General features: G+C 69.9%; 20 protein-coding genes. 12 read left to right on the forward strand and 8 right to left on the reverse strand.

Translation table 11 applies throughout. The features are described 5' to 3' along the window. Positions 1-736, forward strand: a 736-nt coding sequence (locus D7V93_RS08950) for an RluA family pseudouridine synthase (RefSeq protein ID WP_147451093.1), incomplete at its 5' end; no start/stop codon positions are given. A 30-nt stretch (positions 737-766) separates the two neighbouring features. Further along, positions 767-3,343, forward strand: coding sequence for a penicillin-binding protein 1A (locus D7V93_RS08955; RefSeq protein WP_120642989.1), 2,577 nt, complete (start codon positions 767-769; stop codon positions 3,341-3,343). A 28-nt stretch (positions 3,344-3,371) separates the two neighbouring features. On the opposite strand, the gene pyrF is transcribed toward D7V93_RS08955, so the two are convergent. Both pyrF and D7V93_RS08965 read right to left on the reverse strand, forming a co-directional pair. Further along, positions 3,372-4,229, reverse strand: coding sequence for an orotidine-5'-phosphate decarboxylase (gene pyrF / locus D7V93_RS08960; protein ID WP_120642990.1), 858 nt, complete (start codon positions 4,227-4,229; stop codon positions 3,372-3,374). 11 nt (positions 4,230-4,240) lie between these two features. Then, positions 4,241-5,002 carry an SDR family NAD(P)-dependent oxidoreductase gene (locus D7V93_RS08965; protein ID WP_120642991.1) on the reverse strand — a complete coding sequence of 254 codons (762 nt, stop codon included), beginning with the start codon at positions 5,000-5,002 and terminating at the stop codon, positions 4,241-4,243. A gap of 155 nt (positions 5,003-5,157) precedes the next feature. On the opposite strand from D7V93_RS08965, the gene D7V93_RS08970 reads away from it, so the two are divergent. Continuing rightward, the gene (locus D7V93_RS08970) at positions 5,158-5,553 is read left to right on the forward strand and encodes a response regulator (RefSeq protein ID WP_120642992.1); all 396 of its coding nucleotides are present in this window, start codon (positions 5,158-5,160) and stop codon (positions 5,551-5,553) included. A gap of 6 nt (positions 5,554-5,559) precedes the next feature. Here the strand turns inward: D7V93_RS08970 and D7V93_RS08975 are convergent, their stop codons facing one another. Continuing rightward, positions 5,560-7,299 (reverse strand): translocation/assembly module TamB domain-containing protein, encoded by a 1,740-nt coding sequence (locus tag D7V93_RS08975; RefSeq protein WP_244237190.1) that lies wholly within the window; start codon positions 7,297-7,299, stop codon positions 5,560-5,562. 100 nt (positions 7,300-7,399) lie between these two features. On the opposite strand from D7V93_RS08975, the gene D7V93_RS08980 reads away from it, so the two are divergent. Further along, positions 7,400-7,996, forward strand: a complete 597-nt coding sequence (locus D7V93_RS08980; protein WP_120642994.1) for a hypothetical protein — start codon at positions 7,400-7,402, stop codon at positions 7,994-7,996. 200 nt (positions 7,997-8,196) lie between these two features. Here D7V93_RS08980 and D7V93_RS08985 read toward each other — a convergent pair whose 3' ends face one another. Together D7V93_RS08985 and D7V93_RS08990 are read right to left on the reverse strand one after the other, a co-directional pair. After that, positions 8,197-9,750 (reverse strand): alpha/beta hydrolase, encoded by a 1,554-nt coding sequence (locus tag D7V93_RS08985; protein ID WP_120642995.1) that lies wholly within the window; start codon positions 9,748-9,750, stop codon positions 8,197-8,199. Between the two features lie 173 nt (positions 9,751-9,923). Further along, positions 9,924-11,594 (reverse strand): arylsulfatase, encoded by a 1,671-nt coding sequence (locus tag D7V93_RS08990; protein ID WP_120642996.1) that lies wholly within the window; start codon positions 11,592-11,594, stop codon positions 9,924-9,926. Between the two features lie 175 nt (positions 11,595-11,769). On the opposite strand from D7V93_RS08990, the gene D7V93_RS08995 reads away from it, so the two are divergent. Beyond that, a complete protein-coding gene (locus tag D7V93_RS08995) occupies positions 11,770-12,393 on the forward strand; it encodes an LURP-one-related family protein (protein ID WP_120642997.1) in 624 nt (207 codons plus the stop codon). 57 nt (positions 12,394-12,450) lie between these two features. Here D7V93_RS08995 and D7V93_RS09000 read toward each other — a convergent pair whose 3' ends face one another. After that, entirely contained in the window at positions 12,451-12,894 is a 444-nt protein-coding gene (locus D7V93_RS09000; RefSeq protein WP_341870919.1) for a DUSAM domain-containing protein, read from the reverse strand. A 162-nt stretch (positions 12,895-13,056) separates the two neighbouring features. Here D7V93_RS09000 and D7V93_RS46050 point away from each other — a divergent pair, with 162 nt between their 5' ends. Both D7V93_RS46050 and D7V93_RS09010 read left to right on the forward strand, forming a co-directional pair. After that, complete coding sequence (locus D7V93_RS46050) at positions 13,057-14,412, forward strand: hypothetical protein (RefSeq protein ID WP_147451094.1); 1,356 nt, start codon at positions 13,057-13,059, stop codon at positions 14,410-14,412. Between the two features lie 142 nt (positions 14,413-14,554). Then, entirely contained in the window at positions 14,555-16,507 is a 1,953-nt protein-coding gene (locus D7V93_RS09010; protein WP_244237192.1) for a HEAT repeat domain-containing protein, read from the forward strand. 53 nt (positions 16,508-16,560) lie between these two features. Here the strand turns inward: D7V93_RS09010 and D7V93_RS09015 are convergent, their stop codons facing one another. Continuing rightward, positions 16,561-17,349 carry a helix-turn-helix domain-containing protein gene (locus D7V93_RS09015; RefSeq protein WP_120643000.1) on the reverse strand — a complete coding sequence of 263 codons (789 nt, stop codon included), beginning with the start codon at positions 17,347-17,349 and terminating at the stop codon, positions 16,561-16,563. 36 nt (positions 17,350-17,385) lie between these two features. Between D7V93_RS09015 and D7V93_RS09020 the strand changes: the two genes are divergently transcribed. From D7V93_RS09020 to D7V93_RS09030, 3 genes are all read left to right on the forward strand, one after another. Then, positions 17,386-17,919, forward strand: coding sequence for a DUF1772 domain-containing protein (locus D7V93_RS09020; RefSeq protein ID WP_244237193.1), 534 nt, complete (start codon positions 17,386-17,388; stop codon positions 17,917-17,919). Between the two features lie 131 nt (positions 17,920-18,050). Beyond that, complete coding sequence (locus D7V93_RS09025; protein WP_120643001.1) at positions 18,051-19,985, forward strand: S8 family peptidase; 1,935 nt, start codon at positions 18,051-18,053, stop codon at positions 19,983-19,985. A gap of 131 nt (positions 19,986-20,116) precedes the next feature. Beyond that, on the forward strand, positions 20,117-20,908 hold the full coding sequence (locus D7V93_RS09030; RefSeq protein WP_120643002.1) for a hypothetical protein: 792 nt from the start codon (positions 20,117-20,119) through the stop codon (positions 20,906-20,908). A gap of 24 nt (positions 20,909-20,932) precedes the next feature. Here D7V93_RS09030 and D7V93_RS09035 read toward each other — a convergent pair whose 3' ends face one another. After that, positions 20,933-21,961 carry a histone deacetylase family protein gene (locus tag D7V93_RS09035; RefSeq protein WP_208722959.1) on the reverse strand — a complete coding sequence of 343 codons (1,029 nt, stop codon included), beginning with the start codon at positions 21,959-21,961 and terminating at the stop codon, positions 20,933-20,935. A gap of 106 nt (positions 21,962-22,067) precedes the next feature. On the opposite strand from D7V93_RS09035, the gene D7V93_RS09040 reads away from it, so the two are divergent. After that, entirely contained in the window at positions 22,068-24,131 is a 2,064-nt protein-coding gene (locus tag D7V93_RS09040; RefSeq protein ID WP_120643004.1) for a methyl-accepting chemotaxis protein, read from the forward strand. Positions 24,132-24,163: 32 nt separating this feature from the next. Continuing rightward, the coding region (locus tag D7V93_RS09045) for an MFS transporter (RefSeq protein WP_147451095.1) at positions 24,164-25,452 on the forward strand (1,289 nt) is incomplete at its 3' end.

The raw sequence follows: 25,452 nt of genomic DNA on the forward strand, positions 1-25,452 counted from the left end.
GGACCGTCCCAAGCCCCCGCCGCCCCCCGTGGACCCCAGCCAGCTGGTCATCCTCCTGGAGGACGACTGGATGATGGCCGTGGACAAGCCCAGCGGCATGGCCGTCCACACCGGCAGCGGCATCACCGGAGGCACCCTGGTGGACTACGTGCGCGCCTACCTGGGCCCCAAGGCGACCCGCAACGACTTCACCGCCTCCCCCGCCCACCGCCTGGACCGGGAGACCTCCGGCGTCATCCTGGTGGCCAAGCGCCGCCCGGCGATGGTGCATTTCACGGAAATCTTCACCCACGGCCACCCGAAGAAGCGCTACCTCACCCTGGTGAAGGGGAAGATGCCCAAGGATTCGGGCGTCATCGACCTGCCGCTCGCCGAGCACCAGCAGACGGCCGAGTCCAAGTCGCGTCGGGGAGTGAACATGCAGGAGGCCGTCACCCGGTGGAAGGTCGTGCGCCAGTCGAGCGAGGCAGCCCTCCTCTCCTGCACCATCGAGACCGGGCGCACGCATCAGATAAGAAGGCACCTGGTCGCCGTGGGTCACCCGGTGGTGGGTGACAAGAAGTACGGCGACTTCGCCCTCAACCGCGACGTGCGGGCGCGGTGGGGGCTCAAACGTCTGTTCCTGCACGCCGAGCGCATCGAATTTCCGCACCCCGAAGATGGCAGGAAGGTCGCCGTGGAGACGCCGCTCCCGCCAGAGCTGATGGATGTGCTGAAGCGGGCGGCGCTCCTCTAAGCCTTGAGCCCAGGACTCGACAGAACACGCATGTCCGACCCGAAGACGACTGACCGCAGCCGCTCCAAGCTGGTGCTCGACGGCGTTCCGCCCAAGCGCAACATCCTCGTGCGCTTGATGAAGCTCTTCGCCGTGCTGGGCCTGATGGGCGCCACCGCGGCGGTGCTCGCCGTCGTGGGCGCCTACTACATCTTCTCCGACGGGCTGCCCGCCATCCCGAAGGTGGACGAGTACTGGCCGCCCATCGTCACGGAGGTCTACACCGACGACGCGGTGCTCGCCGGCGAGTTCTACAACGAGCGGCGCAAGGTGGTGCCCTACGAGCGCATCCCCAAGCGGCTCGTGCAGGCGTTCATCGCCAGCGAGGACTCCAGCTTCTTCGACCACTTCGGCGTGGACGTGCTGGGCACCACGCGCGCCGTGTCCAAGACGGTGCTGACGAAGCTTGGCCTGCGCGGCGGCGGCGTGCAGGGCGGCTCCACGCTCACGCAGCAGACCGCGAAGGCGGTCCTCATCTCCGCGGAGGGCTACAAGGAGGCCACCGCGAAGACGCCCAAGCGGAAGATCCGCGAGGCCATCCTCGCCTTCCGGCTGGAGCAGGCGCTGACGAAGGAGGAGATCCTCTACCTCTACCTGAACAACGTCTTCCTCGGGCACCACAGCTACGGCGTCCAGAGCGCGGCGGAGAACTACTACCGCAAGGACGTGCGCGACCTGACGCTGGGGGAGATGACGCTCATCGCGGGCCTGCCCCAGGCGCCCAGCCGCTACTCGCCGTTCCTGCGGCCGGAGTCCGCGAAGCGCCGCCGCAGCTACGTGCTGGGGCGCATGCTGACCGAGGGCATGATCTCCCAGACCGAACACGACACGGCCAACGCGGAGCCCGTGAAGGTGTACCCGGTGGAGGACGTCTTCCACGAGTTCGCCCCGTACTTCGTGGAGCAGGTGCGCAAGGACGTGGTGGACCGGTACGGCAACCCCGTGCTGCTCAAGGAGGGCCTCAAGGTCTTCACCACCATGGACAGCGAGCGGCAGCGCGCGGCGCAGGACTCGGTGCTGGACGGCCTGATGTCCGTGGACAAGCGCCAGGGCTGGCGCGGTCCGGTGCAGCAGCTGGCCACGGAAGGGGAGCGCAAGGCGTTCCTCGACAGGGCGAAGAAGGCGATGGGCAAGGAGGAGCTCGTCGACAACCGGCTCTACGTGGCGCTCGTCACCCGCCTCGACGACGACGGCAAGGGCGCGGACGTGCAGGTGGGGCCGCACCAGGGCCGGCTGCCGCTGTTGGGCATGCGCTGGGCGCGCAAGGTGAACCCGGAGGGCTACTACCCGGCGATGATGATCACCTCGGTGAAGAAGGCCGTGGCGGTGGGCGACGTCGTCGTCGTGCGCCATGTGATCAAGAAGGAACTCACCGACGACCGCGAGCAGTGGGACAAGAAGCTCGCGGAGGACATCCCGGAAGAGAGCGTGAAGCTGTTCCGGCTGGAGCAGACGCCGGAGGCGCAGAGCGCGCTCGTCTCCATCGACCCGCATCGCCAGTACCTGACGGCGATGGTGGGCGGCTACGACTTCGACGACAACGAATTCAACCGCGCGTTCCAGGCGTGCCGCCAGCCGGGCAGCTCCTTCAAGCCGTTCGTGTACTCGGCGGCGCTGGAGCAGCTGGGCTGGACGGAGGCCACCATCATCGTGGACTCGCCCATCGTGGAGCACGACCCGGACAACAAGGTGTCGTGGAAGCCGGCCAACTACAGCGAGGAGTTCGTGGGTGACGTGCTCCTGCGCACGGCGCTGGTGAACTCCATGAACATCCCCGCGGTGAAGACCTTCGGCGCGGTGGGCGTGCACAACATGTCCGACTGGGCGAAGAAGCTGGGCCTCACCACGCCCATGAACATGGACTTCTCCGCGGCGCTGGGCTCGTCGTGCGTGTACCCGCTGGACCTGGCGAACGCGTACGCGACCTTCAACCGCTACGGCCGCAAGAAGCCCACGTACTTCATCCGCAAGGTGGAGGACCGCTTCGGCCGCACGCTGGAGGACCACACCGCGTTCGACGACGCGTGGGCGCCGCTCCAGGACCGCGTGGCCGCGGGCTACGCGCGCCTCTTCGAGCCGGGCGAGCAGGTGATGAGCGCGGAGACGGGCTTCATCCTCACGCACCTGCTGCGCGGCGTGGTGCTCCAGGGCACCGGTGGCCCGGCGCAGAAGCTGGGCAAGCCCGCAGCGGGCAAGACGGGCACCACCAACGACTCCTTCGACGCGTGGTTCTCCGCGTACACCAAGGACCTCGTGACGGTGGCGTGGGTGGGCTATGACTTGAACCCGCACCCGCTGGGCCGCTACGAGACGGGCGGCCGCGCGGCGCTCCCCATCTGGCTCAACTACATGAAGCGCGCGCTGGAGGGCCGGCCGCAGCCGGAGTTCTACCCCTGGCAGTCGATGGAGCTGGTCCGGCTCTACATCGACAAGAAGACGGGCAAGGTCAGCCACCCGGGCGCGAAGGGCGCGGAGCTGATGTTCTTCAAGAAGGGCACCGAGCCGAAGGAGGCCGTGCCCGACAAGAACCAGGTCGGCGTGGATCAGTTCATGATGGGCGCGCAGTAGCCCGCGCGCCGCATCCACCGCAGCATTGTCAGGCGCCTTCGCGGAACACGCGCGAGGGCGCCTGATGTGCTTCCAGGGCCTGCTGGAGCGCGGCCTTGTCCGGCCCCGCCTCCAGCACCGAGCGCGCGGCGGTGGGCAGCACCTGCCGCTCGCGGCCGGAGAAGAGCTTCGGCAAGTCGGAGAAGCCCGCGCCCTGCGAGCCGATGCCCGGCGTCAGCAGCAGCGCGTCCCCCAGCCGCTCCACCACGTCGCGGTCGGCCGGGGGCAGCGTGGCGCCCATCACCGCGCCCGCGGGCAGCACGCCGGGGCCCGCCTTCTGGTTGAGCTCCCGCAGGCCGTCCGCCACCGCCTGGGCCACGGTGCGGCCGTCGCTGCCCGCGGCGTTCTGCAGGGGCGCGCCCTCCGGGTTGGACGAGCGCACGACGACGAAGGCGCAGGCGCCGTGGGCCCTCGCGCGCTCCACCGTCTTCGCGAGCGCGCCCAGGCCCAGGTACGCGGTGAAGGTGGCGGCGTCCACGTCCCAGGCGCTGCCCTTTCCGAAGAGGCCTTCCGCGTAGGCGTCCATGGTGGAGCCGATGTCGCCGCGCTTCACGTCCAGGAGCGTGAGGGTTCCCGCGGCGCGGAAGCGCTGGAGCACGCGCTGGAGCACGACGAGGCCTTCGGGGCCGTGCCGCTCGAAGAAGGCGCTCTGCGGCTTCACCACCGCCAGGCGCTCACCCGCCGCGTCGGCCAGGCGCTCGCAGAAGTCGGACAGGCCCTGCACGGTGTCCGGCAGGTTCCAGCGGGCGAGCACGTCGCGCGAAGGGTCCAGGCCCAGGCAGAAGGGGGACCGTGTGTCGGCGAGCGCCTGGAAGCGCTGCGCGAAGGAGGCGGGCGTCGTCGTCACGGGAGGCTCCTTCACTTCAGCCGGCGCGCGGTGGCGTCGAAGAGCGGGTTGGGCATCGCCTTCAGCACGCGCATGGACGTGGAGAGCTGCCAGGGGAAGCTCACCTCCGTCGCGCCCGCGAAGATGGCGCGGCCCATGCGCTCCACCGCGTCCTCGGTCTCCATGAGGAAGGGCATGGGGAAGCGGTTCTTCGCCGTCAGTTCGCTCTTCACGAAGCCCGGGTAGACGCAGGTGACGGAGACGCCGGTGCCCTTCAGGTCCACGCGCAGGCTCTCCAGGAAGGTGGCGAGGAAGGCCTTGGACGCGGAGTAGGCCGCATGGCCCGCGAGCCCCCGGAGGCCCGCGAGGCTTGAGATGCCCACCACGTGGCCCCGGCGGCGCTCCACCATCTGGGGCAGCACCGCGCACAGCGTGGCGGCGGCGCCGGTGACGTTGGTGTCGATGATGGCGCGCGTCTTCTCCCAGTCCATGCGCTTGCCGTGCGTGGGGCCGCCGATGCCCGCGTTGGCCACCACCAGGTCCAGGCCGCCGCACTCCGCGTCGATGGCGCGGATGCGCTCCTGCGAGGCCTCCGCGTGGTTGACGTCCATGACGACGGGCTCCACCACGGCGCCCGCGGCCTGGGCCTCCGCGGTCAGGGCCTGCAGTTGGGACAGCCGCCGTCCGGTCGCGAACACGCGCAGGCCGTGCTTCGCCAGCCACAGCGCCAGTCCCCGTCCCAGCCCGCTCGAAGCGCCCGTCACCAGCGCCGTCCGGTAGGTCATCTCCGCCATGCCGTCCTCCAGGAGTCTCGCAGCGCCCGTCTTGTCGCACGGTTGCGCGTCGGAGGGCACGCAAAACCCCGCCCCTGCACCGGGGAACGAGGCGGGCTGCCCGGCGCGTTGTCACCTTCGAGGCTTCAGGAGCGGGATTTCAGGAGCGGTGGCCCATGCCCTGGTCGAACAACATCCTCGTGGTGGACGACGACCTGGACCTGCTGCGGGCCTACAAGGATGCGCTGGAGGTGGATGGGCACTCGGTCGTGCTGGCGCGCGACGGATACGACGCCCTGAACCTGCTGCGACAGGGCCTGCGCCCGGCGCTCATCCTGCTGGACCTGAGGATGCCCCGCCTGGACGCCTGGGCCTTCCGCGAACGGCAGCGGGCGGACCCGGCGCTCGCTTCCATCCCGGTCATCGTCCTGTACGCGCAGGCCGTGGACTGCCAGGCCATGAGGGCCCTGGGCGTGGAGGGCTTCCTCCAGAAGCCGGTGGACCTGGACGTCCTCCTGCGCGCGGTGGCGCCGTACGTGGCGCGCGGCGGGCTGTCCCCCCATCCGTCCTGAGCGGGCCTAGCGGAAGGGCGGCGCCGGCTGCCCCTCGAACCACTTCCTCGCGTCCACGAGGTGCAGGTCGTGGTGGCCGGGCCGCAGCTCCACTCCGCCCGTCACCGCCCCGATGGTCGTCAGCAGCGCGCCCGTCATGTCGCCCCGGACGAGGTCCAGGTGGCCCTCCAGCGAGAAGCCCTGGCCCTTCGCCTTCAGCTCGCGCACCTGGAGCCCGCGCTCGTCGATGCGCACCTGGCCCGTCACCTCCACCTCGCGGATGTTGAGCAGGGAGGTGAGGAAGGAGGGCAGCCCCTTGGACGTCGTGAGCAGCGCGACCAGGGGCTGCGTGTCGGTGAGCTGGCTTGAGAAGCGCGCCGACAGCACCGTGGGGGACAGGGACAGGCTGGCGCGGGGCAGGCTGAAGACGCCGCTCCAGGCGCGGATGGGCACCGGGCCGTTCGAGGACACCTTGCTCAGCCGCAGCGTCGTCCCGGCGAGCCCCAGCTCCGTCAGGTCCGTCGACAGGTGGCGGGCATCCACCTCCACCTCCGCGCGCAGCAGGACCTTGTTCTTGCCCATGCTCCCGGAGACGAGGTCGGTGTCCATGCGAAGGCGCAGCGCGCCCCGGGCCTTCGCGCCCTTCGGCCGCTCCTCGCTCTGCACCGTCGCGTGGCCGGAGTCGATTTCGAGCGTCTTCTCCAGCCAGGGGTTGATGACCCGCAGGTCCAGGGGCTGGCTCTTCGCCACGCGCAGGTCCGGCTCCAGGTCGAACCCCCGGCCCCCCGGGCGCCGCCGCGCGAGGACGGAGAGGGCCACCTCCGGCACCTCCACGCCCTTGCCGCCAGGGCCGGACACGCGCACGGGCGCGAAGGTCACCTCCATCCGCCCCGAGGGCTCTTCCGGACGCTCCGGCTCCATCGAGGCCTGGAGGGTCCACGGGGCCCGCGCGCGCATGGGACCCGCGCGCAGGTCCAGCTCCGAGCCCTGGGCGTCCAGCCTGCTGCCAGCCTCCAGTTCGCTCTTCTGCATGCGCACGTCCAGGTCCAGCCGGCCGGCGCCGCCGCGAAGGGACACGGGCGCGCTCGCGCCCAGCTGCTCGTTCACCCAGTCCAGCGGGAACAGCTCCACCTTCGCCTGCGCCTGGCCGCCGATGGCCTGCGACAGGTCGTAGCCCTCCCCGTCGCGGAAGGGGGCGTCGAGCAGGGCGCGCGCGGTCAGGGTCTCCAGCCGCGCGACCTTCTTCCCGTCGACCTCCAGGAACCCCTGCGCCACCCGCACCGACGGGAGGTCCACGAGGAGCCGCTCCCGCGAGGTGAGGTGCAGCGTGCCCGTGACGTCCAGCGCCCCGGCGAAGCGGACCCGGCTGAAGTCCAGCACCCGGACCTCGTGCAGCGTCACGTCCACCAGTTCAATCTCCCAGGGGCGCGTGCCCGGCGCAGAGGGCGGCTCCTCGGGCGCGGAGGACGGCTCCAACTGGAAGCTCGCGCCGTGTCCGTCGATGCCCTGCACGTCGACGTGGTTGCTCAGCAGGGCGGTCAGCGAGATGTTGGCCGACAGCGCCTCCACCTCCACCTTCCACCAGAGGTCCGGGTCCTGCTTGGTGAGGGTGAAGTCGCGCAGGTGGAGCCGGCCCACGGGCCACAGCCACCAGGCCCGCTCCCACCCGAGCACGATGCGGTCCGTCCCGCGCCGCATGATGGCCTGGACGACGCCGACGTTGAGCGCCACGTTGAGGAGCACTTCCAGGACGATGAACGCCGCCACGGTCCACAGCGCCGCGCGCCTCCACCGCTTCCTGGGGGGAGCGGCGTCCTGGGCATCACGGGGTGGGGAGACGGTCATGGGACGGGTAGAATGCCGGGGCATGGATCCGAACACGAGCCGTCACTTCGCGAACCTTCGTGGGCAGGACGCGGACGTCCGGTACGCATCCTTCCGGCACGTCATGGAGGTGACGCAGCAGCCGGTGGAGTGGGCCGCCGAGGTCTGGGAGGACTTGCTGGCGCTCCTGCGGGAGGGTGACAACCACCAGCGCGCCATCGCGGCGCAGGTGCTCAGCAACCTGGCCAGGAGCGACACGCAGGGGCGGATGCTGAAGGACCTGGACCGGCTCATGGCCGTGACGAAGGACGAGAAGTTCGTCACGGCCCGGCACTCGCTCCAGACGCTCTGGAGGGTGGCGACCGCCAGCAAGCCGCTGCAGGCCGCGGTGGTGGACCGGCTGACCCGGCGCTTCCGGGAGTGCCTCACCGAGAAGAACGGGACGCTGATCCGCTACGACATCCTGGAGGTCTTCCGGAAGACCTACGACGTGGCGCCGGACGAGTCCCTGAAGGAGCTCGCGCTGAAGCTCATCGAGACGGAAGAGGATCCGAAGTACCGCAAGAAGTACGCGGGGCTGTGGAAGGACCTCGTGGCGAAGCCGCGCGGCGCGAAGAAGCCTGCCGCGAAGAGGGCGTAGGGCGCGAGCAGGCGGCCGGTCCCGTTAGCGGACACTGTCCTGCGACCCCCGGCCCCGTGTGCGAAGCCCCCACTTCCTCACCAGCTTCATCCCGGGCGCAGCGCAGGCGGGGAGAGCACATGGCGGGAGCTCGAACACGCTGGATGAGGCACGGGCTCATGGAGGGCCTGTGCTGCGCCGTTTCTTCCTTCACACCGCCCTCATTCGCGGGTGGCTCCAGGTCTTGCTGGAGCCGCGAACGAGGGTCGCCGGAACGTGGGGACGGGCAATGAGACGTGGAGGGCAAGTCCCCGCGTGTCGCCGGTCTTGAGGAACGCGAGGACCTGCTTGAGGACCTCGGGCTGCTGTTCGAAGACGGGGGCCCGCGTGTGGTGTGCCCCGCGGTGGACCAGGAGGGCACGGCCGTTGGGAAAGTACGGCAGCATGCCCAGGGTGTTCTCGATGGGCGTGGACGTGTCCCAGTCCCCGTGCATGAAGAGCACGGGGATGGGGCTGGGCTCCGCGAGCCGCAAGGCCTCGCCGACATCCGGGGTCGGCCAGACCGCCGCGGACGCGATGACGGCGTCGAAGTCCCCCACGCCGAGGAACTCCGTGCCTGGATCCGTCCGCAAGAGGTGCTCCCGGTCGGCGGACACCCCCAGGCTGCTGTCGATGAGCGGCTCGATGAGCCGCACCGGGCCTTCGATGTTGTGGCGCTGCTCCACGGTCTCGCGCGCCCAGTCCTCGTAGTGCCGGTAGTACAGCGACAGGACGAAGGAGGGCCAGTCGCTCGCGCTCCTGCGCAGCGCCCCCTGGAAGTCCTCGAGCCCCAGCACCACCTTCCGAGCCTTGCCCGTCGTCCCGTCGGGAAGCTCGACGGTGATGGGCCCGCTCGCCAGTCGCTCACGCACCGCGCGCACCGCGCCCATGAGCCCGCCCGGGGGCAGGTAGGGCGCCAGGCCGGCGTCATGTTCGGCGTCCCAGGCGATCCGCTGGAGCGCCGCGAAGGTCTGCGAGGGCATGTCGAAGCTGTTGGCGAGCGGCTCCACGCCGGAGAGCAGCGCCCGCGCCACGGTCTTCGGGTAGAGCCGCATCACGGCGAAGCTCCACTGCGAGCCGAAGCTCTGTCCCGACAGAACAATCTGGCGGTAGCCGAGCGCACGCCGCAGGTCGTCCACGTCGCCCGCGCACTGGACGATGGTGTAGCCGCTGAGATCCTTGTCGGGATGGGCCGCGATGGCCTGCCGGGCCAGTTGGATCATCGCGGCCGCGTCGGCCTCCCGGGAGCGGGGCTTGTCCAGCGGCTGCACCTCACTTGCGAGCTCCAGCACATCACCGCGCTTCGAATAGCCGCGCTGGTCGATGACCACCACGTCGCCCGCGGCCCGGTAGGGGAGCAGTCCCGCCAGTTGGCGCTGTCCGGCCGCGTCGCGATCCGTGAAGGCGTTGAGGTAGCTGCGCCCGGGACCGCCAGGCAGGACGAAGACGGGCGGAGCCCCGGTGGGCCGCGCCGCCTTCATGCGGGCGAACCCGACCCCGATGAGCCGGGAGCCGGGCGACGTCCTGTTCTCCGGAACGAACAGGGTGCCAAGCTCATACGCGACTGGAGCACCCTCGGGCGTCATCACGGTGCCGGTCTCGATGACGACCTCGCCCGCCCGGTGCGCCGGACCCTCCGCGCGGGCGGGAGGCGTGAAGAGCACCAGCGCGAGCCCCAGCACCAGGGCCGTCCTGGACCCGGTGCCAGCGCCGCAACCCTGAAACGCGTACTTCATGGCGAGCCTCCCGGGCGGCCCGCTCTGACGAGCAGGGGCGCCGCCCGGGCATCAGAGCCTATTTCCGCGGGCGTGGGTGGACCTCCTGTCCAACGCCATCCAGCCCCGTTCCCGCGGCGAGCCTGCCCAAGGATGAAGGGGAACTTCCGTTACCGCCCGCCGGGGACCGGTCGCTACGTATGGGATTGCTGGAAGCGGTGGATGAGCTGCTCCACCTCGTTGGCGAGCGACATGACCTGCTCTCCGACGCTCGGCTCGCTCTCCTTTTTGCGCGCTTCCATCATCTTCTGCTTCACGCGGTCCTTCAGCGGCCCGATGCTCAGGCTGCCTGGCGCCTGGCTGGGAAGGAACTCGATGAGGCTCTCCGCGAACTGCTTCACCAGCATCTGCGCGGGCACGAACGTGAACATGCGCTCGCCATACCATTGCGTGTACAGGCCGGAGTGCGGTCCGTACTCGAACGGATCCGAGCGCAGGTTGATGAGGTAGGGCCACGCCGGGTTGAAGCGCTTGCCGCTGAACCACATGTCCGGGCCTTCGCCGTCCTGGTAGCTGAAGATGATCTTCCAGTCGTTGTAGCGCACCGCCGCGAGGCTGCCGCTGTCGAGCACGTAGATGAACTCGTGCCGGTCGCCCGGCGCCGTGCCCGCCAGCAGCGCGTTCATGTCGTAGCCGTCCAGGTGGACCTTGAAGGTCTTGTCCCCCACCTTGTAGCCCTGCTTGCACTTCTCGACGAGGTCGGTGGGGCCGCCCGCCGCCGCGACGAGCGTGGGCATCCAGTCCTCGTGCGCGAAGATGTCGTTGATGACGCGTCCCGGCTCCACCACGCCCGGCCAGCGCACCACGCAAGGCACGCGCACGCCGCCCTCCCACGTCGAGCCCTTCTCGCCACGGAACGGGCTGTTGCCGCCGTCCGGCCAGCCCATCTTCTCCGCCCCGTTGTCGGTGGAGAACACCACCAGCGTGTTGTCCGCGATGCCCAGCGCGTCCAGCTTGTCCAGGAGCACCCCGACGATGTCGTCCAGCTCTCGCATCGCGTCCGCGTAGAGGCCGTGGCCCGTCGCATTCCGGTACTTCTCCTGGAGATAGGTCCAGACGTGGGTGCGCGTGGTGTTGTGCCAGAGGAAGAACGGCTTGCCCTCCTTCACCGCGCGCTCCATGAAGTCCAGCGTGCCCTTCAGGAACTCGCCGTCCACCGTCTCCATGCGTTTCTTGGTGAGGGCGCCGGTGTCCTCGATGCGCTGCTTGCCCACGAGCCCCCAGCGCGGATCCTCGGTGACGTCGTTGCGCTCCGTGGCGTGCGCGTGCAGCACGCCGCGCGGACCGAAGCGCGCCTTGAAGGCCGGGTCCTTCGGGTAGTCAGGGCACTCCGGCTCGTTCTCCGCGTTCAGGTGGTAGAGGTTGCCGAAGAACTCGTCGAAGCCGTGCACCGTGGGCAGGTAGGGATTGGAGTCGCCCAGGTGGTTCTTGCCGAACTGACCACAGGTGTAGCCCAGCGGCTTGAGCATCTCCGCGATGGTGGGGTCGGAGTCCTGGAGGCCGTACTTCGCCCCCGGCATTCCGATGGTGGTGAGCCCCGTTCGCAGCGGATTCATGCCCGTGATGAACGCCGCGCGGCCCGCGGTGCAGCTCTGCTGGCCGTAGCAGTCCGTCATCAACGCGCCTTCCTTCGCGATGCGGTCGATGTTGGGCGTGCGGTAGCCCATCATCCCCTGGTTGTAGGCGCTGACGTTCCAGAAGCCGATGTCATCGCCCCAGATGACCAGGATGTTGGGTTTGCGCTTCCCCTGCTTGCCGTGGCCATTGCCGTTGCCCGTGGGTTTCACCTTGCTGGTGCTCGCCATGTGTGGACCTCCCCCTGCGGTTTCACTGCCGTGGAAGGTGGGGTCCCCTGCCGCCCCATGCGACGTTCCCGGGTCGCGGACGGGCGTACCCGGCGGTGGGCTGGACGGCCCCTGTCGGCGCTCGGTTCCTGGCCCCCTTGTTCGCGCGGGCCGCTTCGCGCTAGGGGAAGACCGCATGTCCAACGCCCTCCAGACCCGTTCCCGCAGCGAGCTTGCCCACGGTCGTTTCGGCCAGAGCCGCTACATGATCCGCCGGAAGTTCTTCAAGCTGTTCGGCGGCGCGTTCCACATCTACGACGAGGCGGGCAACGTCGCCTTCTACTCGAAGATGAAGGCCTTCAAGCTGAAGGAGGACCTGCGCATCTACAGCGGCGAGGACATGCAGGAGGAGCTGCTCACCATCCAGGCCCGCAGCATCCTGGACTTCGGCGCCACCTACGACGTCACCGACGCGGCCACGGGCGAGCGCGTGGGCGCGCTGCGCCGCAAGGCCCTGAGCTCCATCCTGCGCGACACGTGGCTGGTGCTGGACGTGGATGGCCAGGAAGTCGGGAAGATTGAAGAGGACAGCATGCTGCTGGCGCTGGTGCGGCGCTTCCTCACCAACCTCATCCCGCAGACCTTCACCGGCACCGTGGGCGACGTGCGGGTGCTCACCTTCCGGCAGCACTTCAACCCGTTCATCCAGAAGATCGACCTCGACTTCTCCGTGGACACCCAGCGCCGGTTGGACCGGCGCCTGGGCATCGCCGCGGCGGTGCTCCTGTGCGCGATTGAAGGCCGTCAGTCCGGAGGGTGAGCCCGGAGTGACAACGACCGGCGCTTCCTGAACGAAGCGCCGTTGAGTGACGGACCGTCAGTCCAGGTCCTCCAGCGCCAGCTCCACCTGCTCGCGATAGAGAGGCACCACCTCCACTGCGAGCAGGTCCTCCAGCACCTTCCGCGCGTTGGCGGTATCTCCCGCCTGCCGAAGGCGTCGGACTTCGGACCTCGCCACCATCAGTCGCCTGGAGCCATCGCGGATCCGCGCCCGGGCCTCACGCAGGAGCGTGGTCGCGGTGGCCACGTTCTGTAGGGCCGACTGCGCGTCGGGCTCCGGAATCGCCACCTCGCGCGCCGTGCGCAGCAGCAGTTCACGCACGTCGGGGGTGAGCGTCAGCACTTCGCCTGCCTCGACGCGTGCGGCGAGCGTGCCCTGGAGGAGGCGCTCGACGCGGTGCTGCTCCGACTCCCAACGCCACGCCGAGGCTTCAACCAGACAAGCGCCTGCTCGGAGTGTGTGGGCTGCATTCCCAGTCACCCGGAAATGACAGCGGATTCTTCACGCGCGGTGTGGTTGTTTGACATTGGGTGGAAAGGTTTGCTCATCTAGGAAACCAGGATGAACAAGGAGGTCCCGGAAGGACCTTCGCTTCCTCCTGATTCACACCCCACCCGCGAAGAAGAGAAAGAGTAGGCACTCATGCCACGACTGTCTTTGACGACAGCCGCGCTGGGCGCACTGGTCTGTCTGGGCACGTCCACCCCCGTGGAAGCGCGCCCGATGATGGATGACCGTGTGCTCCTGGATGACGGAACCGCGTTCTACGGCAGCCCGGAGACCGTGCAGCAGGCGTACAACGAGCTGGTATACGAGACGACGACCCATTGCATTGGCTATTGCTATGGGATGACGGACCCTGCGGACCCGGATCCGTTGATCGTCGGTGACGAGGGCGACCATGGCCAGGCGTCCACCACCACCGAGCCAGGCGGCATCCAGGTCAATCCCTCGGGGACGACCCCGACGGCCCAGCCGTTCGTCAAGTCGTTCCACAAGGATGACAGCTTCGGCAGCGGGCTGTTTGGCTCGGGCTATTCGCTGGACGCGTCGCTGAAGGCAGACCCCGTCGCCTACACGCTGGAGGCCTCCGGCGAGGGCAAGGTCTGGGCGAAGCTGTTCAACTCCATCAAGTTCGACGTCGTCCGCGCCACGGCCAAGGCGACGTCCAAGCAGAACGAGAACAAGGCCAACCTGGTCGCGAAGCTGTACGTCGTTGGCGCCGAGCTCTACTCCCAGGAAGTGCCGTTCCAGCCCATCGGGTCCATCCCGGAGTACAACAAGACCTTTCTGTCGAAGAGCTTCGACATGAAGTTCTTCGAGTCGCCGGACATTCGCTACACCATCTTCTTCATCCCGGTGAAGGTGAAGGCAGGCGCCTATGGCAAGGCGGGGGTGACGGTGAACGCCGCCCTGAAGCCGACCGCGGCGAAGCTGTCGGCCATCGCCACGGGCAACATCTACGGCGAGGCGACGGCGGCCGCGGATGTGTGGGTCGTGAGCGCTGGCGTGAAGGGAACCCTCACGCTCGTGGAGGCCTCCCTGCCCACGTCCGCCCAGCTTGCGCTCACCACCTGTGGTGACCTCGCCTGGGACCTGAAGTCCGGGTTCACCCTGAAGACGCTCAGCGGCAAGCTGGAGGCCTTCGTGAAGGTGAAGCTCTTCATCTTCAAGAAGACGGTGTCGCTGACCATCGCCAAGTGGAGCGGCAGCTTGCAGGGCAGCAACAGCACCTGGACCCTCTTCAACGCGGGCGGCGGCGCGGCGTTCGCCAGCCTGTGCTCCGCCGGAAGCCCTGTCGGCGGCGCGGCGTCGCTGTCGCCCCCGGCGAGTCCCGCCGTGGCGGCGGTCAATGACACCGGCACCACCACGGGCGGTGGCGGCACCGGCGGTGGCGGCGGCGGTGGCGGTGGCGGATATGGCGGCGGTGGCTGCTTCCAGGGCGGTGGCACGGCCGAAGACAGCCAGAGCATCGTCATGATCCCGAACTGCTACTAGGCCCACCCGGCACGTCTGTCGTTGAGGCCGTGTCATCGAGCGTTCCCGGGGGCAGGGGAGTCCTTGCCTGCTCCGCTGCCCCCGGGGTTTCACCGCTGTCTTCTCTTCCTTTCGCAGCCTGTCTTCTTGAGGTGTCGCCTTGATGCATCGCAGATGGCCCGTGGCCGTGGCCGTGTCTGGCCTTCTTCTGGGCGCGGGGGCCTTCGTGGCCTCGCGGAACGACGGGCGTGGTGCGACGGAGGTCGCCGCCGCCACCGCGTCGCCGCCCACCTCCCAGGCACCCACGCCCTCCCAGGGCGACACCCGGAAGCCCGAGCACGCGCGGGAATGGGAGCCTGGGGCACAGTTCGCCTACGCGCTCGCCCTGGAGCAGCGCCTGACCTTCGGTGCGCCCGGGGCGAAGGACACGTCCGCCCTGCTGCTCTCCCTCACGGGCTCGCTCACCCAGACGGTGGTGGGCCGCCGTCCGGATCAGGTGGACGTCCAGTTCCAGGTGCTGCCCACCTCCTTCGCCTTCGAGGCGGATGGCCAGGACGCGCTGGACGCGGACAGCCGACCGCGCATGGTGGCCACGCTTCAGTCCCCGTTCTACGTGACGTTCAACCGCCAGGGCGCCGCGCTGGCCATCCTCTTCGAGCGCGACGTAGGACCCATCGCGCAGAACCTCCTGCGCTCGCTGGCGGCCTCCACGCAGTTCGTCTCGCCCGGGTCCCTCCAGGAGACGTGGGAGGCGCAGGAGCTGGACACGACCGGGCAGTACGTCGCGCGCTACCAGCGCCAGGCGGGGGCGCGCGAGTACACGAAGAAGAAGGAGCGCTACCTGCGGCTCGCCACCGCGGACGGTCTCAAGCCCGTGGGCTCCGCGATGCGCGTCACCCCGACCTCCGAGACCACCCTCGCGCTGGGCCCCGAGGGCTGGCTCCAGGTGCTGGAGGGGCGTGAGCGGATGACGGCGACGTTCGAGGAGGGGATGCCCCCCATTCAGGGCGAGGGCCGGGTGTCGCTCCAGCGCACGGCGGCGCGGAACGTTCCGTTCCTCATTGGCGCGCTGGACGCCCGCCGCGCGCAGCTGGCGCGCTCGTCGATGGCCACCCAGGTCCTCGCGCCGCCGGATCCGCAGCAGGGGCTCAAGCAGCTGGTGGCGGGGGCGAAGCTGTCGGACCTCGTGCAGGAGCTGCGGACGCTTTCGAACGACGGCAAGCCCACCGGGCCCCGGACCGCGCACCTCATGAACCGGATGCGCGCCCTGTTCCAGCTCGAACCGGAGAGCGCGACGCGGGTGCCGGACCTGCTCCGGGACGAGAAGCGCCGCGACGTCTACAGCCCGCTGCTGGGGGCGCTGTCCGCGGCCAGCACGCCGCAGGCCCTCCAGGCGCTGGCCACGGTGGCCACCCATGCGCAGACCCCCGGGGACACGCGCGTCAACGCGACCGCCATGCTGGGCATGGCGGAGTCCCCCACGCCCGAAGGCACGCAAGCGCTGCGGGACCTGTCGCGCGACAAGGACGCGGAGCTGAGCACCACCGCGACCCTGGCGCTGGGCAACGTCGCGCGCCACTCGGGCGGTCCTGAGGGCACCGAAGCGCAGGCCCTGCTGCGCGAGCTGGAGGACGCGGCCCGCGCGGCGCCCACGCCGGAAGCGCGCTCGCTGTGGATCCGCTCGCTGGCGAACAGCGCGGATCCGCGCATCCTGCCGTTCCTCCAGGAGTGTCTGCGCGACCCGCTGCCGCTCATCCGCCAGAGCGCCCTGGAGGCGATGCGCCTCATCCCGTCTCCGCTGGCGGACCAGCTCCTCGCGGAGGCCCTGCTGAAGGATGGTGCCCCCGAGGTGCGCCGCGCGGCCATCTTCGCCGGGAGCTTCCGGCCGCTGCCCCCCTTGCTGGTCGCCCTGGGGCAGGCGCTGCGCATGGACGCCGTGGACGCGGTGCGCATGGACGCGGTGCGGCTGCTGGGCTCCAACGTCGTGCAGGTGCCCCTGGCCCGGGAGCTGCTCACCTGGTCCGGGCAGAACGACAGCAACGGGGAGATCCGTCACACCGCGCTGGCCTTCCTCGCTCCGCCCACGCGGTCGGTGGAGGACCCGCAGCAGCCGTGAGGCCGACAGGGAAGGGCGGAGGGCCCGCCCGACCCCACGCGCCACCGCCGAGCCTAACGCACCGCCCGCCGGATGACGGCGGGAGTCAGCCCCGTGAGCCGGCGGAAGACCGTGGTGAAGTGGCTCTGTGAGCTGAAGCCGACCTCCAGCGCGATCTCACCCAGCGAGCGCGTCGAGGTGTTCAACAGCTCGCGCGCCCGCTCCACCCGCCGCTGCTGCACGTACGCATGCGGCGTCTGCCCCGTCGACTGCCGGAAGGCGCGGGAGAAGTAGAAGACGCTCAGGCCCGAGCGCTGCGCGAGCTCCTCCATCCGGATCCGCCGCGCCAGGTGCGCTTCGATGAAGAGCTGCACGCGGGAGAGCGCCGCCGACGAGAGACCGCCCCGCCGCTTCGCCGCCTGGGGCCCGCCCGGCGTCTGGAGGAGCTTCGACAGCCGGGACGCATGGCGCTCCTGCACCCCCTGCGTCGCGGCCAGGAACCCGGCGATGACCTTCAGGTCCCGGTCCGACAGGGACGTCATCAGTCCGAACCCGTCCTCACGCACGGGACCCCAGAGGGTTTCAATCCACGTGCGCGCGTGTTCGGTGAGCAGCAGGCGCTTCCCACCGCCGACGGACTCCCGCCGGACGTAGCCCGCGAGCTCCATCCGCTCCACGTCGACTCCCCGGGCCATGGCGCTCAGCGGCGCGGGGCCCCCGAAGTGCAACTGCGCCAGACATGCCAGCTCCGCGCGGCCCAGCGCGAGCACCTCGCCGACGGCCTCGTCGAACTCCGCGGAGGCATCCTGGAAGCGGACGATGTCGGCGCCAATCTGCTGGAGGAGGGCGTGCCGGGAGTTCATGCGAATCACCGCAGGATTGAGAAAAACAGCACAAGGATGCGAAAGACCCCCGCGCGCGCGGGGCGCATCCTCCGCCGCATGATGAACCTGAAGCTGCCCGTGGGCGGAATATTGCTGTGGCTCTTCGTCCTCAACCTGGGCATCGCGTTCGGCGCGGGGCTCTACGAACATCGCATCGTCCTCCCCCGGTGGTTCGACGCCACCGGCATGCACTGGAGCGCGGAGGGCGCACGACAGGACGACGTGGGGCTGCGCTTCTGGGCCTTCGTCAGCACGGGCCCGCTGACGCTCTTCACCTTCGCGAGCCTCTTCTTCGCCACGCAGGCCACGGGCCCGCTGCGCTTCTGGTGGCTCGCGGCCGCGCTGGCCGCGCTCGCGGACCGGGTCCTCACCTTCTCGTACTTCATCCCCACCATGGTGCGCCTGATGGACGCGCCGGATTCGCCCGCGTCCGCGGAGACCGCCCTGCGCTGGTCGCAGTGGAACCACCTGCGCCACGTGCTCCTCGCGGGGGCCTGGCTCGCCTCCCTCCAGGCCCTGTCCTGGCTCCGACCCGGGAGTGCTCCCTGAACGTTTCAGGACTGTTATCACCGAATTCCGTGTCAGACGGGTAATCTAGGGTGCGCTTCCGACGGCGGAAACCGGGCACGGGGCCCGGGGCCTTCCGTCGTGGACGTCACTTCCCACTCCGAGGACACCGGATGAAATCACCGCGTCTTTCTTCCCGCTTCACCAGCGCGCTCGTCGGGCTCGCGCTGTGCACCGCGGCCCCCACGGTCTTCGCCGCCCCCCAGGCGCCGCTGCCCCGCGCCGCCGCCGACAAGCGCCTCCAGAGCGCGCTGCCCGCGGGCACGCCCGTGGAGCGCCTGGTGGTGAAGTTCCACGAGGGCAGCCGTGTGCGCCTGCGCGGCAATGCCCTGCGCTCCCTGTCCGCCGAGCGCTCCGAGTCCGAGCGCTCGCTGCTCGCCGGGCGCGGCCTCTCCGAGGCCCGGCTCGACACCGACGTGAAGTCCGTGCAGGCCCTGCTGGAGCGCGCGCCCCGCGCCACCTCGCTCCGCCGCCTCTTCACGGAAGACGAAGCCGCGCTGGAGGCCCGCAAGGTCGTGGGCGAGGCCCGGAGCGGCCGCCAGCTCGCGGACCTCAACCTCTACTTCGAGGTGCCGCTCGTGCCCGGCACCACCGCCGAGCGCGTGGCCGAGGTCGTCGCCGCGCTCAACGCGCTGGACGGCGTGGAAGTGGCCTACGCGGAGCCTCCCGCCGAGCCGGCCATGGTGAACTTCGGCATGGAGCCCGTCCTTCGCGGGCTGCTCTCCGCCTCGGACATCTCGCCCACCACGCCGCTGTATGACGGCGCGCAGGGCTACCTCAACGCGGCCCCCAGCGGCGTGGACGCGCGCTATGCCTGGGGCCTGCCCGGCGGCAACGGCGCGGGCATCCGCTTCGTGGACGTGGAGGGCGGCTGGCGCACCACCCACGAGGACATGCCGGGCTTCTTCACGCAGCTGGGCACGCAGTTCAACGACCTGGGCTGGCGCAACCACGGCACCGCCGTGCTGGGTGAAGTCGTGGGCGTGGCCAACGCCTACGGCGTGACGGGCATCGCGAACGGCGCGACGGTGGGCGTGTCGTCCATCGGCTCGCAGGCCACCTCCACCGCCATCTCCAACGCGGCGGCGGCGGTGGGGGCGGGCGGCGTCGTCCTCATCGAGCTGCACGCGCAGGGCCCGGCGGACAGCACCGCGTGTACCTGCAACCAGGGCCAGTGCAACTACATCGCGATGGAGTACTGGCAGGCCAACTACGACGCCATCGCCACGGCCACCGCCAACGGCGTCACCGTGGTGGAGGCGGCGGGCAACGGCAGCGCCAACCTGGACGATGCCGCGTACGGCAACGTCTTCAACCGCGGCGTGCGCGACTCGGGCGCCATCCTGGTGGGCGCCAGCACCGCCACCACGCGCGTGCCCATGTGCTGGACGAACTTCGGCGGGCGCGTGGACGTGCACGGCTGGGGTGAATCCGTCGTGACGCTGGGCTACGGCGACCGCTTCGGCAGCGCCTACGGCGAGGACCAGTACTACACGTCCACGTTCAGCGGCACCTCCAGCGCCTCGCCTATCGTCACTGGCTCCGCCATCGTCCTCCAGGGCGTGGCGCGTGCTCGCGGCACGGGCGCGCTTGACCCTCGCTACGTGCGCGGCCTCCTGGCCAACACGGGCACCGCGCAGGCGGCGGACGCGCGCAACATCGGCCGGCTGCCCGACCTGCGCCAGGCCCTCCAGACGATGCCGGACTTCGCGTGGTCGCAGGCGGGCGCCATCGCCGGCCGCTACTGCGTCCAGGTGCACGAGGGCGCGGACCCCGACGCGTGGAACGACAACTTCCTGTGCTCGACGGTGAACTACGGCATCCAGTGGAGCAGCGCGGGCCCCATCGGCGGCATGCGCTGCACCCAGGTCGCCGAAGGCTCCGAGCCCGCGGCGCACACCTGGGATGACAACTTCCTCTGCGTGCCCACGAACAGCCCGCTGCAGTTCTCCTGGTCGCAGGCGGGCCCCATCGCGGGCAAGCTGTGCACCCGCGTGTTCGAGGACGCGGATCCGCACGCCTGGAACGACAACTACCTCTGCTACTGAGCATCAGCACCGGGCTGTGAAGCCCGGACGCGCGCCCCACGCGGCGCGTGTCCGGGCTGTTTGCTCCCCGTGAAGAAGCGCTATCCTGGTTTCCCCCATCCCCTCGGTGGCAGTCCCCAGGAGCGTGTTTCATGCCTCGAAGCATCGGCAGGTCCGGTTCGAGTCCTTCGATTCCCACGAAGCGCAAGCACGACGAGCTCACCTCCTCCATCCGCCGCCCCCAGCAGGAGGGCCCGGCCCAGAAGAAGCAGCGGACCGAGGGCCCGACGCCGGAGAAGAAGAAGACCCCCGCGGATCCCTCGATGCACGCGGACTTCGACAAGAAGGCGCACGAGGAGATGCTGAAGAACCCGAAGTACCAGGCGCTCGCGACGGACGCCGCCAACGCTCAGCAGAAGCCCGTCAACATCGTCACGAAGGATCAGGTCCAGGGCGGCATGTTCTACAAGGGGACGGGACAGGTCGGGCTGCGGCCGGACCTCGTGGGCCCCAAGCGCGCCAGCGTCATGGCCTTCGAGCTGACCAACGTCGCCCAGCAGTCCAAGTTCGACAAGGTGACGAAGGACACGTTCCACAACGAGATCGCCGCGGCCTCGGGCAAGAAGCCCGTGGGCGGGGACCTCAGCGCCCGGCGTGAGAACTTCGCCAAGAGCATGGAGCGCATCGAATACGACGGCATCAAGCGCCACCATGCGGTGATGAAGGACGGCATCCAGAACCAGGGCTGGCCCCAGGAGATGGACCGCTTCGGCAAGCGCCTGGAGGGCGCCGACCCCAGCTTCGATGGCTACTGGGCCCGCCAGAACGTCAAGGATCCCAAGTCGAACAAGAGCCACTCGGACGTGTACCGCGGCCAGTTCGACAACATCGCGGCCAAGGCCGCGGAGCTCGTCGAGAAGAGCAAGAAGCCGGGAACGACGTAGCCCCCGCCGCGGTCCGCCGGGCCGTCAGCGCACGCTCGCCCAGAAGGGCTGGAGCGCCTGACGGCTCGCGGCCAGGGCCTGCCGCGCGTCCGCGTTGACGGTGCCGGCCGCGAAGCTGTCGTCGCGGCCCGCCAGCACTTCAATGCAGGCGTGCACGGAGTTCGACAGCCCCTCCAGCGAGTAGCCCCCCTCCAAGAGCAGCACCAGCTTCCCGCCGCAGACCTCCTCCGCCAGCTTGCGCACGGCGGTGCACATCGCCGCGAAGCCGCGCTCGGTGACGTCCATGCCTCCAATGGGGTCGTCGCGGTGCGGGTCGAAGCCCGCGGAGACGAGGATGAGCTCCGGCCGGTACGCCTGGGCCACGGGCAGCAGCAGCTCCTCGAAGATCATCCCGTAGTCCGCGTCGGTGTTGCCGCCAGGCAGGCCGCAGTTGACGGTGAAGCCCTGGCCCTCGCCCCGGCCCACCTCCGGCGCGGCGCCGGTGCCCGGGTAGTAGGGGAACTGGTGCACGGACTGGTAGAGCACGTCGCGCCGGCCCCAGAAGGCCGCCTGCGTGCCGTTGCCGTGGTGCACGTCCCAGTCCAGCACCAGCACGCGCTCCGCGCCCAGCCGCCGTCCGGCCTCCGCGGCGACGGCGGCGTTGTTGAAGAGGCAGAAGCCCATGGACCGGTCTGGCTCCGCGTGGTGGCCGGGCGGACGCACCAGCGCGAACGCGTTCATCGCCCGGCCCGCGAGCACCGCCTCCACCGCCTGCACCGCCGCGCCCGCCGCCAGCCGCGCGGCGTCCACGCTGTCCGGGGACACCTGCGTGTCCGCGTCGATGCGCGCGTGCTGGCCGCTCAGCTTGGAGAGCGCCGCCAGCAGCTCCGGGGAGTGCACCGCCGAAAGCTCCGCGTCGGTGGCGGAGCGGGGCTGCGCCATCACCGTGCCCGCGATGGGGGTGCGGGCGAGCAGCTGGAGGATGCGCCTCAGGCGGGCAGGCGACTCCGGGTGGCCCTCGCCCGGGTCGTGCTGGAGGAAGAGCGGGTCGGTGAGCAGCAGCGTCGCGGTCATCCCCACGACCTTACGCATCCTGGGGCCGGGAACCCAGCGCCCGGGTGGGCTCCACCCGGCGCTGTCCTTGCCCTTCGAGGCACACCCTCCCTACAGTGCGCGGGCCTTGGCTCGTCGCCTCAAGAAACCCGGTCTCCGGGGCATCCTCCTGGGTTCGTTCGGCCTCGCGCTGGCCGTCATCCTCGGAACGCTCTACTTCGTCGTCCCCCTCCAGGTGGAGAACCACCTGCGTGAGCGCATGCTCCTGCGCGCCCGCGACAAGGCCCTGGAGGTGAAGGGCCTGCTCGGAGCCCAGGAGAGCACCCGGCTGGTCCCCAACCTGGAAGGGCTCTACCGGAAGGATGCCGACTTCAACGTCGTGGCCGTGGTGGACGCAGCCGGCGTGCCCCGGGCCACCAGCCCCGCGCCGCCGCCCACCTGGTTCACGCAAGGCCTGGAGACCCGCATCCGGGCGTCGACCCCACCTGCGCTGAACGGGCTGGAGTTCTCCAACGGCGACGCGGCGGTGGCCGAACCCATGGCGTTCGCGGACGGAACGCCGGGTGAGGTGATGGTGGTGGTGGACTCGTCGCGGCTGGAAGGCGTGCTCCAGTCGCTGCGCCACACCGTGCTGCTGGCCTTCCTCGTGGGGCTGGTGCTGTTCCTGCTGGTGGCGTTCCTCATCTCGCACGCGTTCATCCTCCAGCCGCTGGACGCGATGATGTCCATGGCGCGCAAGCTGGCGGAGGCCGACCTCACCGGCCGCGCGGAGGTGCGCAACAGCAAGGACGAACTGGGCCAGCTCGCGGAGGCGCTCAACCGCATGGCCCAGTCCTGGCGCGACACGCTGGGCCGCGTGCGCGGCGTGTCCGACGTGGTGGCGGGCGTCATCGAGCAGATCCACCGCACCGGCACCACCGTGTCCTCCGGCGCGGGCACCGTGCAGTCACGCGTGGAGGAGACGTCCTCCTCCATGGTGGAGATGATGGCCTCCTTGCGCGGCATCGCGGAGAACGTGGAGGTCCTCTACCAGAGCGCGGAGGAGAGCAGCTCCTCCATCATGGAGATGGCCGCCACCAACGACGAGGTGGCGGAGAACGTCCAGGCCATGGCCGCCAGCGTGGAGGAGACCACCAGCGCCATCGAGGAGATGACGTACTCCATCAAGGAGGTGGCCAAGAACATCGAGGACCTGTCCGCCTCCACGGAGGACACGTCGTCCGCCATCAGTGAGATGGACGCGGCCATCGGCCAGGTGGACGCCAACGCCAACGAGACGGCGCGCCTGTCCGAGCAGGTCTTCGAGGACGCGCAGACGGGCGTGGAGGCCCTGCGCAAGACGTTGTCCGGCATCGACCGCATCAAGGACACCAGCCGCACCGCCGCGGGCGTCATCGACAGCCTGGGCCGGCGCATCTCCGAGATCGGCAACATCCTCAACGTCATCGACGACGTGGCGGAGCAGACGAACCTCCTGGCCCTCAACGCCGCCATCATCGCCGCGCAGGCGGGAGAGCACGGCAAGGGCTTCGCCGTCGTGGCCGAGGAGATCAAGGACCTGGCCGAGCGCACCGGCGCGTCCACCAAGGAGATCGCCGAGCTCATCCGCGGCGTGCAGGAGGAGAGCCGCAACGCCGTGGTGGTGATGAACCAGGGCGTCAAGAGCGTGGAGGAGGGCGTGCAGCTGGGCCGCGAGGCGGAAGGCGCGCTGCGGAAGATCAACGACAGCACCCAGAAGTCCACGCAGATGGTGAAGGCCATTGCCCGCGCCACGGTGGAGCAGTCGCGTGGCAGCAAGCAGGTGACGGCGGCCATCCACCGCATCTCCGCCACGGTGCAGATGATCTCCCAGGCCTCCAACGAGCAGGCCCGGGGCGGCGAGCAGATCATGAAGAGCGCGGAGCGGATGAAGACGCTCACGCAGCACGTGCAGCGCTCCAGCCAGGAGCAGGCGCACGGCAGCAAGCAGATCACCCGCTCCATCGAGAGCATCAACGAGATGGTCACCCACCTGAACCGCGCCCAGAAGGAGCAGACCAAGGGCAGCGAACAGGTGCTCAAGGCGGTGGAGACCATCAAGGGCGTGTCCGAGCACCAGACGCGCTCGGTGCGCCAGCTGGAAGAAGCCATCGACAACCTCACGCGTCAGGCGGAGATCCTCCGCGCCGAAGTGCGGCGCTTCCGCGTCTGACGTCCCGCAGTCTCCAGAAGGCAGCCCGCCTCATGTCCGCCGAGTCCGCCGTCCCGTCCCTCCCCGTCTCCGAGCGCGCCGTGGTGCTGCTCATCGGCGCGGTGCAGTTCGTCAACATCCTCGACTTCGTGATGGTGATGCCGCTGGGCCCCGACTTCGCAAAGGGGCTGGGCATCGCGTCGTCGCACATCGGCACCATTGGCGGCAGCTACACCGCGGCCGCGAGCGTGGCGGGGCTCGCGGGCGGCTACTTCCTGGACCGCTTCGACCGGCGCAAGGCCCTGGCGGTGTGCATGCTGGGGCTGGTGGCGGCCACGGCGGCGGGGGGGCTTGCCACGGGGCTGTCCACGCTGCTGCTGGCGCGGGTGTGCGCGGGCCTCTTCGGCGGGCCGGCGACGGCGCTGTCCATGTCCATCATCGCGGACCTCATCCCGGTGGAGCGCCGGGGCCGGGCGCTGGGCGCGGTGATGGCGTCCTTCTCCGTGGCGTCCGTGCTGGGCGTGCCGCTCGCCCTGAAGGTGGCGGAGGTGGGCGGCTGGCGGCTGCCCTTCTTCGTGGTGGCGGCGCTGGGGTTCGTCGTCGCGGCGGCCGCGGTGTTCCTGCTGCCACCGGTGCGCGGGCACCTGGGGGCGAATGGAAGCGCGGCCCGGGCCGTGAGCGTGCGCGCGCTGCTGGGCCGCGCCGACATGCAGCTGTCCTACCTGATGACGGCGGTGGTGATGATGAGCGCCTTCATCGTCATCCCCAACATCTCCGCCTACCTCCAGCAGAACCTGGGCTATCCGCGCGACCGGCTGTGGATCATCTACTTCGCGGGCGGCATCGTAAGCTTCATCACGTTGCGGTTGACGGGGCCGCTGGTGGACCGCCACGGCTCCTTCCGCGTGGGCACGGTGGGCGTGGTGCTGGCCGCGGTCACCACCTTCGTGGCCTTCGTGTCCTACCCGGCGTGGCTGCCCATCCCGCTGCTCTTCATGGGCTTCATGCTGGCCATGGGCGTGCGCAACGTGGCGTACAACACGCTGACCTCCCGCGTGCCGGACAACCCGGTGCGCGCCCGCTTCATGTCCCTGCAGTCCGCCACCCAGCACATGGCCTCCGCGGTGGGCGCCTTCCTGTCCTCCAAGCTGCTGGTGGACCTGCCGGATGGGACGCTGGGCGGCATCGACACCATTGCCTGGGTGTCCATCGGGCTGTCGGTGGGTGTGCCTCCCATGCTGTGGGTGGTGGAGCAGCGGGTGCGCTCGCGCGAGCAGGCCCGGGCCCTGGCGGTGCCCCCCGCGCAGGGGCTGGCGGTGCCCCTGTCCCCCGAGGCGAACCC

Origin of the sequence: Corallococcus llansteffanensis, assembly GCF_003612055.1 — a bacterium.
In the GTDB taxonomy this organism is placed as follows: domain Bacteria; phylum Myxococcota; class Myxococcia; order Myxococcales; family Myxococcaceae; genus Corallococcus; species Corallococcus llansteffanensis.